Origin of the sequence: Cobetia sp. cqz5-12, assembly GCF_016495405.1 — a bacterium.
Classification (GTDB): domain Bacteria; phylum Pseudomonadota; class Gammaproteobacteria; order Pseudomonadales; family Halomonadaceae; genus Cobetia.
Map to the genome: position 1 here is coordinate 4000552 of NZ_CP044522.1, position 13778 is coordinate 4014329.

Genomic DNA, 13778 nt, shown 5'->3' on the forward strand with positions numbered 1-13778 from the left:
AATATCAGCGATAACTCATTAAAAAACAGTTGTTTATATAAACAGAATCAAGAAAACCTCATGGTTAATTCAAAAAAAAGCCCTCGCTGAACGAGGGCCTTTTCATCGTCATCGCTTGCGCGTTCTATCGGCGCACAGGCGAAAAACTTTATTCAGAACGGGATTTCATCATCGAAATCATCGAAGCTGCCTGCGGGCGGCGCACCGAAATTGTTGTTCTGGGAGTTGTTCTGCTGGGCAGGCTGCTGGCCACCGAAGTTGTTGCCCTGCTGGGGTGCCGGCTGCTGACCACCGAACTGACCGCCTTGCTGAGGGGCCGGCTGCTGACCACCGAACTGGCCACCTTGCTGCGGAGCCGGCTGCTGAGCACCGAACTGGCCACCTTGCTGGGGAGCTGCGGCCGGTTGCTGGCCGCCCTGCTGAGGCGCCTGCTGCGGGCGACCGCCAGCGAAGTTGCCGCCGCCACCTTCCCCACGCGTATCCAGCATCTGCATGTCGTTGGCCACGATTTCCGTGCTGTAACGGTCATTGCCGTTCTGATCCTGCCACTTGCGCGTCTGCAGGCGGCCTTCAATATACAGGCGGGAGCCTTTCTTGACGTATTGCTGGGCCACTTCAGCCAGCTTGTTGAACATCACCACACGGTGCCATTCGGTACGTTCCTGACGCTGACCGCTCTGGCGATCGTTCCAGGTGTCCGTCGTCGCGAGGTTCAGGTTGCACACCGCACTACCGGACGGGGTGAAGCGAACTTCCGGGTCTTGACCGAGATTACCGATCAGAATGACCTTGTTTACGCCACGAGCCATGAAGATTACTCCTGCAAATAGACCAGTGCGCCATGGGCACCGGAGAAGGTATCAAGTGCATCGGCAATGTATTGCCGATGTCAGGGTTCAGCTGGCAGGCACTTCCGCGCCTGCCGGAGTTTCGTCATCACGCTGGCGAGTGAATCGGGCCAGCGCCTTGTCATCCAGTGTATCGCGTGTGACCTTGAGATAAGCGACCCGTTCCTCACGCACCACGAGCGCCTCTTCCACGCCGACGATGGCCAGCAGGCGTGTCTGCAGCTCGACGGCCGACAATTGCGAGGCCTCGGGGGACAGGCCGATCACTTCACTGCCCAGATGTCGCGGCGGTTGCATGCCCCACACCACGGCCAGCCACAGAATGGCGACCAGTCCCATGGCGAAGAACACTCCACTCAGACCGAAATGCCCGGTCAGCCAGCCACCCCCGACACCACCCACGAAGGCACCCAGGAATTGACTGGTGGAATAGACCCCCATCGCCGTGCCCTTGGCACCGGCCGGGGCCAGTTTGGAGATCATCGACGGCAAGGTCGCCTCAAGCAGGTTGAAGGCGACGAAGAACAGCCACAGCAGGCCGAGGAACATCGCCAGCCCCGCATGCTCGATGCCATCGACTCCCAGCAGCAGCAAGCTTGTCGCGATGGTCGCGACGGCCCCCAGGAAGACAGGCTTCATGCGCCGATACTTCTCGGCCACGATGACCAGCGGCAGCATGGCGACAAAGGCCAGCCCCATCAATGGCAGGTAGATCCAGCCGTGATGTGCAGGAGCGATGCCGAAATTGACCAGCTGCTGGGGGATGGCCACGAAGCAGGCGGTCAGGATCATGTGCAGCGCAAAGATCGACACATCCATGCGCAACAATGCGGAATTCGCGAGGATACCCTTGAGCTGGCGCCTATCAAGCCCCACATCCTGATGTTGACGCCTGGGCGCAGCTGGCACCAGTTTCCAGAGCACGAACAGGCTCGCGACGGCCATCACGGCGGTCAACCAGAAGACCCCCGACAGGCCGAAGGCGTCTGCGGCCAATGGCCCTGCGACCATCGCCAGCGCAAAGGCGACCCCGATCGACATGCCGATGGAGGCCATCGCCATGGTGCGAACCTCCTCCCGGGTCTGATCGGCCAGCAGTGCCATGATCGCCCCCGCCACGGCGCCGCTGCCTTGCAGACAGCGCCCGAGGATGATCATCTCGATGCTGTTGGCCGTCGCCGCGACCAGCGAGCCCAGAATGAACAACCCGAGCCCGAAGCCGATCACGGCCTTGCGCCCCAGCCGGTCTGACAGCCAGCCGAACGGAATCTGCAGCAATGCCTGGGTCAGCCCGTAGCCACCCAGCGCCACACCGACCAGAGTCGGCGTCGCACCGGCCAGGTCACGGGTATAGAGCGCCAGTACCGGCAACACCATGAACAGCCCCAGCATGCGAGTCGCATAGAGGCTGGCTAGGCCGACGATGGCGCGGCGTTCCGGCGCGAGCAGTCGAGAGGTTTTCATGGGCGGCGGCGGGCTCCGGAGCATGACAGTCAAGAAGAGGGAGGCCGACCACGTGGGTCGCCGAGATGTGACGTCCAAGGGTGGTCGCCCACCAATGGACTGCATATTCTAAGGCCCGCTTGGCGGCTTTGAAAGCATGCAGCCTTTGCCGGGTGTTTCACCCGCGCCTTATAATCGTTGCTTTTATCGACGCAGCCCGAGGTGGCAATGGACAGGATTCAGGTGAGGGGTGCGCGCACCCACAACCTCAAGAACATCGATGTCGAACTGCCGCGTGACAAGCTGATCGTGGTGACCGGACTTTCCGGTTCCGGCAAGTCATCACTTGCCTTTGACACTCTCTACGCCGAGGGGCAGCGGCGCTACGTCGAATCACTGTCCACCTACGCACGTCAGTTCCTGTCGATGATGGAAAAGCCGGACATCGACCATATTGAAGGTCTGTCGCCGGCGATTTCCATCGAACAGAAATCGACCTCGCACAACCCGCGCTCCACCGTCGGCACCATTACCGAGATCTATGACTATCTGCGCCTGCTGTATGCCCGCGCCGGTACGCCACGCTGTCCGGATCACGGCATCGATCTGGAAGCCCAGACCATCTCGCAGATGGTCGATCAGGCCCTCGCCCTGCCGGAAGGCAGCAAGCTGATGCTGCTGGCTCCAGTTGTCAGCGGTCGCAAGGGGGAGCATCTACAGCTGCTCTCCGAGCTGCGCGCCCAAGGCTTCGTACGGGCTCGCATCGACGGTGTGATCGTCGAGCTGGATGACCTCAAGCCGCTGGAGAAGAACAAGAAGCATGACATCGACGTCGTCGTCGATCGCTTCAAGGTGCGCGAAGACCTCAAGCAGCGCCTGGCCGAATCCTTCGAGACCGCGCTGAATCTGGCCGACGGTAGCGCTCGCCTGCACTTCATGGATGGCGAACAGGAAGACTTGGTCTTCTCTTCGCGCTTCGCCTGTCCGGTGTGTGGCTATGCGCTGGCCGAGCTGGAACCGCGCCTGTTCTCCTTCAACAACCCGGCCGGCGCCTGCCCGACCTGTGACGGCCTGGGCGTGAAGCAGTATTTCGATCCCGAGAAACTGATCAGCCACCCTGAACTGTCACTGGCCGAAGGCGTCATCAAGGGCTGGGACCGTCGCAGCGTCTACTACTTTAGCCAGCTGCAGGCCGTTGCCGAGCATTATGGTTTTGCGCTGGAGGCGGCCTGGGAGTCGCTCAGCGATGAAGCGCGTGACGCCGTGCTCAATGGCAGTGGCCGCGAGGACATCACCTTCAGCTACGTGAATGACCGTGGCCGCAAGGTGACCCGCGAGCACCCCTTCGAGGGCGTGCTGCCCAACATGGAGCGCCGTTACCGCGAGACCGAATCCAACATGGTGCGCGAGGACCTCGCCCGCTATCTGGCGGTCCAGCCGTGCCCGAGCTGCGACGGCTCACGTCTGCGCCGTGAAGCACGCAACGTCTATGTCGATGACCGCACACTCTCCGAGGTCGTGCGTCAGCCGATCGGTGAGGCATGGGAAGAATTCGGCAAGCTGAGCCTGCCGGGACGCAAGGGCGAGATCGCCGCCAAGATCGTGCATGAGATTCAGGCGCGCCTCGAATTTCTCGTCAATGTCGGCCTCGACTATCTGACCCTGGAGCGCAGCGCCGACACCCTGTCCGGCGGTGAGGCGCAGCGTATCCGTCTCGCCAGCCAGATCGGTGCCGGCCTGGTCGGGGTGATGTACATCCTCGATGAGCCGTCCATCGGCCTGCATCAGCGTGACAATGATCGCCTGCTCAAGACGCTGATCCATCTGCGCGACCTGGGCAACACCGTGATCGTGGTCGAGCATGATGAGGACGCGATTCGCGCCGCCGACCACGTGCTGGATATCGGCCCGGGCGCCGGCGTGCATGGTGGCGAGATCGTCGCCCAGGGCACGCCGGAGCAGATCGAGGCGACGCCTGGCTCATTGACCGGGCAATACCTGAGCGGCGAGCGCGAGATCGCCGTGCCGCCCTACCGCCTTCCGGCCAACCCTGACAAGGTGCTGCGCCTGACCGGTGCCACCGGCAACAACCTGCAGGATGTGACGCTGACGCTGCCGACAGGCCTGCTGACGTGCATCACCGGGGTCTCGGGCTCAGGCAAGTCGACGCTGATCAATGCCACCCTGATGCCGCTGGCGGCGCGTGAGCTCAATCGGGCCACCACCCTGACGCCTGCGCCCTATGGCACCATCGAAGGGCTGGATCTGTTCGACAAGATGGTGGATATCGACCAGAGCCCCATCGGACGGACGCCGCGCTCCAACCCGGCGACCTATACCGGCATCTTCACGCCGATTCGCGAGCTGTTCTCCGGCACCCAGGAAGCACGTGCCCGCGGCTACAAACCGGGCCGCTTCAGCTTCAACGTCAAGGGCGGCCGCTGTGAGGCCTGTCAGGGCGATGGTCTGATCAAGGTCGAGATGCACTTCCTGCCCGACATGTACGTGCCCTGCGATGTCTGCAAGGGCAAGCGCTATAACCGCGAGACGCTGGAAGTGCAGTACAAGGGCAAGAACATCCACGAAGTGCTGGAGATGACCATCGAGGAGGCGCTGGAGTTCTTCTCGCCGGTGCCGGCCATTGCCCGCCGTCTGCAGACACTGATGGATGTCGGCCTCTCCTACGTCCGCCTCGGCCAGAGTGCGACCACGCTGTCCGGTGGTGAAGCCCAGCGCGTCAAGCTGGCGCGCGAGCTGGCCAAGCGCGATACCGGCAAGACGCTCTATATCCTCGATGAGCCGACCACCGGCCTGCACTTCGAGGATATTCGCCAGCTGCTGGTCGTGTTGCACCGTCTGCGCGATCACGGCAACACCGTGGTCGTGATCGAGCACAACCTGGATGTGATCAAGACCGCCGACTGGCTCATCGACCTTGGTCCGGAAGGTGGCTCAGGCGGCGGCCAGATCATCGCCGAAGGCACGCCGGAGCAACTGGCCACGCAGGAGATCTCGCACACCGGTCGCTTCCTGGCCCCGATGCTGGAGCGCCAGAAAGCCACCAGAGCCACCAGAGCCACCGCGAGCAGCAAGAAGAAGGCCGAGACCAGCAGCTAGGCGCCGGCTTGGGCCCCTTAAGCTCCTCTGATTCACCTCGCCCCAGCACACTCTCGACACACCCGGGGCGAGGTGAACCTTTCGGCAAATGATACGCCCGTGTCACCCGACCAACTGCCAGGCATAAAAAAAGGCCAACCCGTGAGGGTTGGCCTTTTCTTGTGGACGAAGCAAGCCGAAGCTTACTCTTCGCCCGCTGCCTCGGAGGCAACCGGACGATCGACCAGCTCGACGAATGCCATCGGGGCATTGTCACCGGCGCGATAGCCGCACTTCAGGATGCGCAGGTAACCGCCCGGACGGGAGGTGTAGCGCGGGCCGAGCTCATTGAAGAGCTTGCCGACCGCTTCCTTGGAGCGCGTGCGAGAGAACGCCAAACGGCGGTTCGCAACGGTGTCCTGCTTGGCCAGGGTGATCAGCGGCTCGATATGACGACGCAGTTCCTTGGCTTTCGGCAGGGTAGTCTTGATGACTTCGTGCTCTACCAGAGAGATGCACATGTTCTTGAACATGGCTTCACGGTGAGAGCTGGTACGGTTCAGGTGACGACCACTCTTACGATGACGCATGGTTGTGATTCCTTACCAGTCTGGGGCTTGAGCCGACCGGGCTTCCTTAAGCGGAAGCCTTGTCGTCCTTCAGGCTTGCGGGCGGCCAGTTTTCCAACCGCATGCCGAGGGACAGACCACGCGCGGACAGCACGTCCTTGATTTCATTCAAGGACTTCTTGCCGAGATTCGGGGTCTTCAGCAGCTCAACTTCGGTGCGCTGAATGAGATCACCGATGTAATAGATATTCTCGGCCTTGAGACAGTTCGCACTGCGAACAGTCAGCTCAAGATCGTCTACGGGACGGAGAAGGATCGGATCGATTTGATCTTCCTCTTCTTCGACTTCCTGTTCCTTGTCTGCTTCCAGATCAACGAAGGCGGCCAGCTGCTCCTGCAGGATAGTTGCGGAGCGGCGGATCGCTTCTTCCGGATCCAGTGTGCCGTCGGTTTCCAGGTCGATCACCAGCTTGTCGAGGTTGGTGCGCTGTTCAACACGCGCAGCCTCGACGGCATAGGAGACCCGACGAACCGGGGTAAAGGTCGCATCCAGCTGGAGGCGGCCAATGGCACGTGATTCGTCATCAGCAGAGATACGAGCATCTGCCGCTTCGTAGCCGCGGCCACGAGCGATCTTGAGCTGCATCTTCAGCTCGCCACCATCATTGAGGTGAGCGATGACGTGATCCGGATTCACGATTTCGAGATCGTGGTCGCCAGCGATGTCGCCAGCAGTCACGATACCCGGGCCCTTCTTGTTCAGCGCCAGCACAGCTTCGTCGCGACCATGCATCTTGATGGCCACGTCCTTGAGGTTCAGCAGGATTTCGATTACATCCTCCTGCACCCCTTCAATGGCGCTGTACTCGTGCAGAACGCCTTCGATCTCAGCTTCCACGACGGCACAGCCGGGCATGGAAGAAAGCAGGATGCGACGCAGAGCATTCCCCAGGGTGTGGCCGAAACCACGCTCGAAGGGTTCGAGGACGATTCGCGCGTGATGGGCGCTGACTTCCTCGACCTTGATATCGCGAGGACGGAGAAACTCTGTCACTGAGCGCTGCATAAGAACACCTTTAAGGCTGCCAAACGGATAATCTGGGTACTCCAGCCGGGCCGACGAATCGGCCCGGCGTTACATTACTTGGAGTACAGCTCGACGATCAGGTTTTCGTTGATATCGGCAGACAGGTCGCCACGCTCGGGGACAGCCTTGAAAGTGCCTTCCATCTTCTTGGAGTCGACGTCGACCCAGGAGACATCACCGCGGTTGGCAGCGAGTGCCAGAGACTGCTGGATGCGAGCCTGGTTCTTGGCCTTCTCACGAACGGTGACCACATCGCCAGCCTTCACTTTGAAGGAAGCAACGTTGACGGTACGGCCGTTCACGGCGATCGCCTTGTGGCTGACCAGCTGACGTGCCTCGGAACGCGTGGAGCCGAAGCCCATGCGGTAGACGACGTTGTCGAGACGAGTCTCAAGGAGCTGGAGCAGAACCTCACCGGTCGCACCCTTGAGGCGAGCGGCTTCTTTGTAGTAGTTGCGGAATTGCTTTTCCAGCACGCCGTACATGCGACGTACCTTCTGCTTTTCACGCAGCTGCAGGCCGTAGTCTGAAAGACGCTGACGGCGCTGGCCATGAACACCCGGGGGTTGTTCGGATTTGCACTTCTTCTCGAACGGAGTCACGCCACTCTTCAGGAAGAGGTCGGTGCCTTCACGACGAGACAGTTTGCACTTCGGTCCAATATAACGAGCCATGAGTCTGTCTCCTTAAACGCGGCGTTTCTTCGGCGGACGGCACCCATTATGCGGGATGGGGGTCACGTCGGTGATGCTTTGCACGCGGAAGCCTGCGGCATTGAGAGCACGCACGGCGGACTCACGACCCGGACCCGGGCCCTTGACCAGCACGTCGACGTTCTTCACACCATATTCGGCTGCAGCGGTCGCTGCACGTTCACTTGCGACTTGCGCAGCGAACGGGGTGCTCTTGCGAGAACCACGAAAACCCGAACCACCGGCAGTTGCCCAGGAAAGAGCATTGCCCTGGCGGTCTGTGATCGTCACGATAGTGTTGTTAAAAGAGGCGTGGATATGCGCGATGGCATCCACTACCTGCTTTTTAACCTTCTTGCGCTTACTCGGGTTAGCCATTAGATGTTTCCTGTCTAAACGCCAGTTCGTTTACTTGCGAATCGGTTTACGCGGACCTTTGCGTGTACGTGCGTTGGTCTTGGTGCGCTGACCGCGCAACGGAAGACCACGACGATGGCGCAGGCCACGATAGCAACCGAGGTCCATGAGACGCTTGATGTTCAGCGTGATCTCACGACGCAGGTCGCCTTCGACGGTGTACTTACCCACCTCGGCACGAACCAGGTCCAGTTGTTCAACAGACAGATCAGCGATCTTGACGCTCGGTTCTAAACCGAGAGCGGCGCAGATCTGCTGTGCACGCGTACGGCCAATCCCGAAGATATAAGTCAGCGAGATCGCCGCGTGCTTGTTGTCCGGGATATTGACGCCAGCAATACGGGCCATCAGTTTTCTCCGAAAGGTTAGCGGCGGATTTTACATCCACAAAGGGCGCAATAGCATACCCCTTGATCCCATTGGGAACAAGGGGGTATGCCAGCACCCGAGCTTGTATTCAGCTAAGCGGGTCGAGGGAATTAACCCTGACGCTGCTTGTGGCGGGGCTCAGTGCAGATGACCCGCACTGCGCCACGACGCCGAATGATCTTGCAGTTACGGCAAATTTTCTTGACGGAAGCTCGAACTTTCATCGTTCTCTCCAGTTTGCTAACAGGGGCTGCGCAATCAGCGCATCATGCCACCGCTGCCATAGCCTTTGAGGTTGGCCTTCTTCATCACCGACGCATACTGATTCGACATCAGATGCGACTGCACCTGGGCCATGAAGTCCATGACCACCACGACCACGATGAGCAGAGAGGTGCCGCCGAAATAGAACGGAACCTGCCATGCAACAACGAGGAATTGAGGCATCAGGGAGACTAGGGTGATGTAGAGGGCGCCGAACAGCGTCAGGCGAGTCATCACCTTATCGATGTAACGGGCGGTCTGTTCGCCTGGGCGAATACCCGGCAGAAACGCTCCTGACTTCTTGAGGTTGTCAGCAACATCCTTCGGATTGAAGACCAGCGCCGTGTAGAAGAAGCAGAAGAATACTACAGCGGCAGCGAAAAGCAAGATATACAGTGGCTGACCCGGCCCGAGAGCCTGAGATGCCGTCTGCAACCATTGCATGCTTTCACTCTGGCCAAACCATTGACCCATCGACGCAGGGAACAGCAGGATGCTTGACGCGAAGATCGGCGGGATGACCCCGGCCATGTTGACCTTCATCGGCAAGTAGCTGCTCTGACCTGCATACATCTTGTTGCCAACCTGACGGCGCGGATAGTTCACCGTGATGCGGCGTTGGCCGCGCTCGATGAACACCACGAAGGCAACGGTAATGACTGCGAGCAGCGTCAGCGCCAGCAGCGGAAGCACATTCCAGGCACCATCATTGCGCGCCAGTTCGAAAGACTGGCCGATGGCACTCGGCAGCCCGGCGACAATACCAGCAAAGATGATCAGTGAGATCCCGTTGCCGATACCCTTCTCGGTGATCTGCTCTCCCAGCCACATCAGGAATACTGCACCAGCCACGAACGTACTCACGGCGGTGAAGTAGAAGCTGAAGTCAGCGGAATAGGCGACACCGTTTCCGACCAGTCCGACTGCCATGCCGATCGATTGGACCAGGGCCAGTACTACCGTGCCGTAGCGCGTGTACTGGCTGATCTTGCGACGGCCGGCCTCGCCTTCCTTTTTCAACTGCTCAAGCTGAGGCGAGACCACCGTCAGGAGCTGCATGATGATCGACGCGGATATGTAGGGCATGATGCCCAGCGCGAAGATACTCATTCGCTCCAGTGCACCACCGGAGAACATGTTGAACATGCTCAGGATGGTGCCCTGGTTTTCCCTGAACAAGGCAGCAAGCTGGTCAGGATTGATACCGGGAACGGGGATGTGTGCACCGATTCGGTACACCACGATGGCGATGAACACGAAGCGCAAACGCGCCCAGAGTTCGCTCAACCCACTTCCCTGCATCGCCGGTACGTTTCCTGACTTAGCCATTTAGTCCTCTACCTTGCCACCGGCAGCTTCGATCGCAGCACGGGCACCCTTGGTGACCTTAATGCCGCGAACCGTGACTGCCTTGTCCAGTTCGCCGGAGAGCATGACCTTCGCGAACTTCGTGGAATCACGAAGCACGTTGGCCTTCTTCAGCGTTTCGAGGTCGACGATCTCGCCGTCTACCAGTGCCAGTTCGCTCAGGCGCACTTCTTCGGAAATCAGAGACTTCGCGGAAGTGAAACCAAACTTCGGCAGGCGACGCTGCATAGGCATCTGACCGCCTTCGAAGCCCGGCTTGACGCTGCCACCGGAACGGGACTTCTGGCCCTTGTGGCCACGACCGCCGGTCTTACCAAGACCGGAGCCGATACCACGACCGACACGCTTTGCAGCGTGCTTGGAGCCCGGGGCCGGACTCAGGGTATTCAATTTCATGGATTACTCTCCCTCAACACGGACAAGGTAGTGAACCTTGTTGATCATGCCGCGTACCGCGGGGGTGTCTTCCAGCTCGACAGTGTGACCGATGCGGCGCAGGCCAAGACCTTTCATAGTGGCCTTGTGCTTTTCGAGGACGCCGATGGTGCTGCGGATCTGGGTTACCGTGATCTTAGCTGCCATGGTGCCTTACCCCGCAATCTTGTCGACAGACAGGCCACGCTTGGCGGCGATGTCTTCCGGAGATTTCATGGCAGCGAGACCGTTGATGGTCGCGCGCACCACGTTGACCGGATTGGTGGAACCGTAGCACTTGGCCAGGACGTCATGGACGCCTGCCAGTTCGAGCACGGAACGCATCGCACCGCCGGCAATGATGCCGGTACCTTCGGACGCTGGCTGCATGTAGATCTTGGATGCGCCGTGACGAGCCTTCACCGGGTACTGCAGGGTGTGGCCCTTCAGGTCAACCTTGATCATGTTGCGACGAGCTTGGTCCATTGCCTTCTGGATCGCGACCGGCACTTCACGCGCCTTGCCACGGCCGAAGCCAACACGACCATTGCCGTCACCAACGACAGTCAGAGCGGTGAAACCGAAGATACGGCCGCCCTTGACTACCTTGGCGACGCGGTTGATCTGCACGAGCTTCTCTTGCAGGTCACCGCCCTTCTGTTCGATATTCGCCATCGTAAAACCCTTTAGAATTCCAGGCCGCCTTCACGTGCGGCATCGGCCAGGGCCTTCACGCGACCGTGGTACTTGTACCCGGAGCGATCGAAAGCCACTTGCTTGATACCCGCTTCCTTCGCGCGCTCGGCAATCAGAGCACCCACCTTGGCGGCGGAGTCCGAGTTACCGGTAGAACCTTCGCGCAGGCTCTTGTCGAGCGTGGATGCGGTGGCCAGGACCTGGCCGCCATCCGGCGAGATGATCTGCGCGTAGATGTGACGCGGGGTGCGGTTCACGCACAGGCGAAACACGCCCAGCTCGCGGATTTTCGCACGAGCGCGGCGGGCACGACGGAGACGAGATTCTTTCTTCGCGTTCATAACCCTGCCTTACTTCTTCTTGGCTTCTTTACGACGGACGACTTCGTCGCTGTACCGAATACCTTTGCCCTTGTAGGGCTCCGGCGGACGGAATGCGCGAATCTCTGCGGCGACCTGACCCAAAGCCTGCTTGTCAGCAGACGTGAGGACGATCTGAGTGTTCTTCGGCGTTTCAGCCGTAACACTTGCCGGCAGTTCATAGTCGACCGGGTGTGAGAAGCCCAGTGTCAGGTTGATTGTCTGGCCTTTGGCCTGGGCACGATAACCCACACCATTGATTTCCAGAGACTTGGTGAAGCCTTCGGAAACACCAGACACCATGTTGTTGACCAGAGCACGAGTGGTACCAACCATTGCCCAGTTCTTGGCGGTCTCGGACGGAGCGAAGGTCATCTGACCTTCTTCCATAGAGATGACCACGTCCTGGTGGACGGTCAGTTCCAGCTGGCCTTTGCTGCCCTTCACGGTCAGCTTGTCGCCGTCGAGCTTTGCCTCGACGCCGTTCGGCAATTTAACCGGATACTTGGCTACGCGGGACATTCCAAACTCCTAGAATACGGTGCAGAGGACTTCGCCGCCGACACCAGCTTGACGGGCCGCACGATCGGTCATCACGCCCCGGGAGGTGGAAACGATCGCAATACCCAGGCCATCTGCGACTTTCGGAAGCTCACCCTTGCCTTTGTACTGGCGCAGGGACGGCTTGGAAATACGCTTGATGCTCTCGATAACCGACTTGCCTTCGAAGTACTTGAGGGTCACGGTCAGTTCCGGCTTGGCGCCTTCTGCGACGGCAAACTCGGAAATATAACCCTCTTCCTTCAATACGCGGGCCACTTCAACCTTGAGCTTGGAAGACGGCATGGTAACCGTCTCCTTGGTGGCCATCTGCGCATTGCGGATACGAGTGAACATATCCGCCAGAGTGTCTTGCATGCTCATTTACGTTGCGCTCCTGAATTCTTGCAGTGGTGTTACCAGCTGGACTTGGTCAGACCAGGCACGTCACCACGCATAGCGGCTTCACGCAGCTTGTTGCGGCTCAGGCCGAACTTGTTGTAGTAGCCGTGCGGACGGCCAGTGATACGGCAGCGGTTACGCTGACGGACCGGGCTGGCATCACGCGGCAGCTGCTGCAGCTTCAGCTGTGCGTCGAAGCGCTCTTCTTCAGAAGCGTTGACGTCGTTGATGATGGTCTTCAGTGCGTCGCGTTTGGCGGCGTACTTAGCGACCAGCTTGGTGCGCTTGAGCTCGCGCTCAACCATGCTTTTCTTTGCCATGATCCACCCTTATTTCTTGAACGGGAAGTTCAGCGCGCCCAGCAACGCACGACCTTCATCATCGGTGTTGGCGCTAGTGGTGATGGTGATGTCCAGACCACGAATCCGGTCGATCTTATCATACTCGATCTCCGGGAAGATGATCTGCTCACGCACACCCATGGAGTAGTTTCCACGGCCATCGAAGGACTTCGGGTTCAGACCACGGAAGTCACGAACGCGCGGGATAGCCACGTTCACGAGACGGTCCAGGAAGTCCCACATACGATCGCTGCGCAGGGTCACCTTAACACCGATCGGCCATCCTTCGCGGACCTTGAAGCCAGCGATGGACTTGCGTGCCTTGGTGACGATGGGCTTCTGACCAGAAAGCATCTGGAGATCGGCAAACGCGTTGTCGATCAGCTTCTTGTCAGCGGTGGCTTCACCGATACCCATGTTCAGGGTCACCTTGGTGATGCGGGGAACCTGCATCACATTGGCGTAGCCGAACTGCTCTTTAAGCTGGGCGGCCACTTCGTTCTGATAACGTTCTTTCAAGTTCGCCATGTTGTACCCGACTCGCGTTAGGCGTCGATCAGCTTCTGAGTCGACTTAAAGATGCGTACCTTAGTACCGTCTTCCTGTACCTGGATTCCGACACGATCCGCCTTGCCGGTCTCCTGGTTGAAGATGGCCACGTTGGACGCGTGAATCGGAGCCTCGCGCTCGACGATACCCCCCTGGGTGCCCAGCATCGGGTTGGGCTTGGTGTGACGCTTGATCATATTCACACCGGACACGAGCAGACGCTCACCTTTCAGCACCTTGCTGATGGTACCGCGCTTGCCCTTGTCCTTCCCGGCGATGACGATGACTTCATCGTCACGTTTGATCTTTTGCATATCCGCTTCC

The 13778-nt window shown here is 59.6% G+C and carries 19 protein-coding genes; 1 reads left to right on the forward strand and 18 read right to left on the reverse strand.

Annotated elements, in window-relative coordinates:
- Positions 1 to 152: 152 nt before the first annotated feature.
- Positions 153 to 809: a single-stranded DNA-binding protein gene (gene ssb / locus F8A90_RS16590; RefSeq protein WP_200018067.1), complete on the reverse strand. Its 657-nt coding sequence runs from the start codon at positions 807 to 809 to the stop codon at positions 153 to 155.
- A gap of 87 nt (positions 810 to 896) precedes the next feature.
- Positions 897 to 2312, reverse strand: a complete 1416-nt coding sequence (locus tag F8A90_RS16595; protein WP_200018069.1) for an MFS transporter — start codon at positions 2310 to 2312, stop codon at positions 897 to 899.
- A gap of 207 nt (positions 2313 to 2519) precedes the next feature.
- On the opposite strand from F8A90_RS16595, the gene uvrA reads away from it, so the two are divergent.
- Positions 2520 to 5408, forward strand: coding sequence for an excinuclease ABC subunit UvrA (uvrA, locus tag F8A90_RS16600; protein ID WP_200018075.1), 2889 nt, complete (start codon positions 2520 to 2522; stop codon positions 5406 to 5408).
- A gap of 182 nt (positions 5409 to 5590) precedes the next feature.
- Here the strand turns inward: uvrA and rplQ are convergent, their stop codons facing one another.
- The 16 genes from rplQ to rplX all read right to left on the reverse strand — a co-directional run bounded on the left by rplQ (position 5591) and on the right by rplX (position 13768).
- A complete protein-coding gene (gene rplQ / locus F8A90_RS16605) occupies positions 5591 to 5977 on the reverse strand; it encodes a 50S ribosomal protein L17 (protein ID WP_043334820.1) in 387 nt (128 codons plus the stop codon).
- Between the two features lie 46 nt (positions 5978 to 6023).
- The gene (locus tag F8A90_RS16610; RefSeq protein ID WP_043334822.1) at positions 6024 to 7022 is read right to left on the reverse strand and encodes a DNA-directed RNA polymerase subunit alpha; all 999 of its coding nucleotides are present in this window, start codon (positions 7020 to 7022) and stop codon (positions 6024 to 6026) included.
- 74 nt (positions 7023 to 7096) lie between these two features.
- Complete coding sequence (rpsD, locus tag F8A90_RS16615) at positions 7097 to 7717, reverse strand: 30S ribosomal protein S4 (RefSeq protein ID WP_043334824.1); 621 nt, start codon at positions 7715 to 7717, stop codon at positions 7097 to 7099.
- Between the two features lie 12 nt (positions 7718 to 7729).
- The gene (gene rpsK, locus F8A90_RS16620) at positions 7730 to 8113 is read right to left on the reverse strand and encodes a 30S ribosomal protein S11 (RefSeq protein WP_043334827.1); all 384 of its coding nucleotides are present in this window, start codon (positions 8111 to 8113) and stop codon (positions 7730 to 7732) included.
- Positions 8114 to 8143: 30 nt separating this feature from the next.
- Positions 8144 to 8500: a 30S ribosomal protein S13 gene (rpsM, locus tag F8A90_RS16625; RefSeq protein ID WP_024950672.1), complete on the reverse strand. Its 357-nt coding sequence runs from the start codon at positions 8498 to 8500 to the stop codon at positions 8144 to 8146.
- Positions 8501 to 8631: 131 nt separating this feature from the next.
- Positions 8632 to 8745, reverse strand: a complete 114-nt coding sequence (gene rpmJ, locus F8A90_RS16630; protein WP_077373351.1) for a 50S ribosomal protein L36 — start codon at positions 8743 to 8745, stop codon at positions 8632 to 8634.
- A 34-nt stretch (positions 8746 to 8779) separates the two neighbouring features.
- Complete coding sequence (gene secY, locus F8A90_RS16635) at positions 8780 to 10114, reverse strand: preprotein translocase subunit SecY (protein ID WP_043334831.1); 1335 nt, start codon at positions 10112 to 10114, stop codon at positions 8780 to 8782.
- Complete coding sequence (gene rplO, locus F8A90_RS16640) at positions 10115 to 10549, reverse strand: 50S ribosomal protein L15 (RefSeq protein ID WP_043334834.1); 435 nt, start codon at positions 10547 to 10549, stop codon at positions 10115 to 10117.
- A gap of 3 nt (positions 10550 to 10552) precedes the next feature.
- On the reverse strand, positions 10553 to 10735 hold the full coding sequence (gene rpmD / locus F8A90_RS16645; RefSeq protein ID WP_024950669.1) for a 50S ribosomal protein L30: 183 nt from the start codon (positions 10733 to 10735) through the stop codon (positions 10553 to 10555).
- 6 nt (positions 10736 to 10741) lie between these two features.
- Entirely contained in the window at positions 10742 to 11242 is a 501-nt protein-coding gene (gene rpsE, locus F8A90_RS16650; RefSeq protein WP_054556902.1) for a 30S ribosomal protein S5, read from the reverse strand.
- An 11-nt stretch (positions 11243 to 11253) separates the two neighbouring features.
- Positions 11254 to 11604: a 50S ribosomal protein L18 gene (gene rplR, locus F8A90_RS16655; RefSeq protein WP_024950667.1), complete on the reverse strand. Its 351-nt coding sequence runs from the start codon at positions 11602 to 11604 to the stop codon at positions 11254 to 11256.
- 9 nt (positions 11605 to 11613) lie between these two features.
- Positions 11614 to 12144, reverse strand: a complete 531-nt coding sequence (gene rplF, locus F8A90_RS16660) for a 50S ribosomal protein L6 (protein WP_166020051.1) — start codon at positions 12142 to 12144, stop codon at positions 11614 to 11616.
- A 9-nt stretch (positions 12145 to 12153) separates the two neighbouring features.
- On the reverse strand, positions 12154 to 12546 hold the full coding sequence (rpsH, locus tag F8A90_RS16665) for a 30S ribosomal protein S8 (RefSeq protein WP_043334840.1): 393 nt from the start codon (positions 12544 to 12546) through the stop codon (positions 12154 to 12156).
- Between the two features lie 32 nt (positions 12547 to 12578).
- Positions 12579 to 12884, reverse strand: a complete 306-nt coding sequence (gene rpsN, locus F8A90_RS16670) for a 30S ribosomal protein S14 (protein ID WP_043334842.1) — start codon at positions 12882 to 12884, stop codon at positions 12579 to 12581.
- 9 nt (positions 12885 to 12893) lie between these two features.
- Positions 12894 to 13433, reverse strand: a complete 540-nt coding sequence (gene rplE / locus F8A90_RS16675) for a 50S ribosomal protein L5 (RefSeq protein ID WP_043334844.1) — start codon at positions 13431 to 13433, stop codon at positions 12894 to 12896.
- Positions 13434 to 13450: 17 nt separating this feature from the next.
- On the reverse strand, positions 13451 to 13768 hold the full coding sequence (rplX, locus tag F8A90_RS16680) for a 50S ribosomal protein L24 (RefSeq protein WP_043334846.1): 318 nt from the start codon (positions 13766 to 13768) through the stop codon (positions 13451 to 13453).
- Positions 13769 to 13778: the final 10 nt, after the last annotated feature.

Excerpts from the sequence above, each read along its gene's own strand:
- ssb (WP_200018067.1), bottom strand. The coding sequence starts at position 809 with ATGGCTCGTGGCGTAAACAAGGTCATTCTGATCGGTAATCTCGGTCAA.
- F8A90_RS16595 (WP_200018069.1), bottom strand. The coding sequence starts at position 2,312 with ATGAAAACCTCTCGACTGCTCGCGCCGGAACGCCGCGCCATCGTCGGC.
- uvrA (WP_200018075.1), top strand. The coding sequence starts at position 2,520 with ATGGACAGGATTCAGGTGAGGGGTGCGCGCACCCACAACCTCAAGAAC.
- rplQ (WP_043334820.1), bottom strand. The coding sequence starts at position 5,977 with ATGCGTCATCGTAAGAGTGGTCGTCACCTGAACCGTACCAGCTCTCAC.
- F8A90_RS16610 (WP_043334822.1), bottom strand. The coding sequence starts at position 7,022 with ATGCAGCGCTCAGTGACAGAGTTTCTCCGTCCTCGCGATATCAAGGTC.
- rpsD (WP_043334824.1), bottom strand. The coding sequence starts at position 7,717 with ATGGCTCGTTATATTGGACCGAAGTGCAAACTGTCTCGTCGTGAAGGC.
- rpsK (WP_043334827.1), bottom strand. The coding sequence starts at position 8,113 with ATGGCTAACCCGAGTAAGCGCAAGAAGGTTAAAAAGCAGGTAGTGGAT.
- rpsM (WP_024950672.1), bottom strand. The coding sequence starts at position 8,500 with ATGGCCCGTATTGCTGGCGTCAATATCCCGGACAACAAGCACGCGGCG.
- rpmJ (WP_077373351.1), bottom strand. The coding sequence starts at position 8,745 with ATGAAAGTTCGAGCTTCCGTCAAGAAAATTTGCCGTAACTGCAAGATC.
- secY (WP_043334831.1), bottom strand. The coding sequence starts at position 10,114 with ATGGCTAAGTCAGGAAACGTACCGGCGATGCAGGGAAGTGGGTTGAGC.
- rplO (WP_043334834.1), bottom strand. The coding sequence starts at position 10,549 with ATGAAATTGAATACCCTGAGTCCGGCCCCGGGCTCCAAGCACGCTGCA.
- rpmD (WP_024950669.1), bottom strand. The coding sequence starts at position 10,735 with ATGGCAGCTAAGATCACGGTAACCCAGATCCGCAGCACCATCGGCGTC.
- rpsE (WP_054556902.1), bottom strand. The coding sequence starts at position 11,242 with ATGGCGAATATCGAACAGAAGGGCGGTGACCTGCAAGAGAAGCTCGTG.
- rplR (WP_024950667.1), bottom strand. The coding sequence starts at position 11,604 with ATGAACGCGAAGAAAGAATCTCGTCTCCGTCGTGCCCGCCGCGCTCGT.
- rplF (WP_166020051.1), bottom strand. The coding sequence starts at position 12,144 with ATGTCCCGCGTAGCCAAGTATCCGGTTAAATTGCCGAACGGCGTCGAG.
- rpsH (WP_043334840.1), bottom strand. The coding sequence starts at position 12,546 with ATGAGCATGCAAGACACTCTGGCGGATATGTTCACTCGTATCCGCAAT.
- rpsN (WP_043334842.1), bottom strand. The coding sequence starts at position 12,884 with ATGGCAAAGAAAAGCATGGTTGAGCGCGAGCTCAAGCGCACCAAGCTG.
- rplE (WP_043334844.1), bottom strand. The coding sequence starts at position 13,433 with ATGGCGAACTTGAAAGAACGTTATCAGAACGAAGTGGCCGCCCAGCTT.
- rplX (WP_043334846.1), bottom strand. The coding sequence starts at position 13,768 with ATGCAAAAGATCAAACGTGACGATGAAGTCATCGTCATCGCCGGGAAG.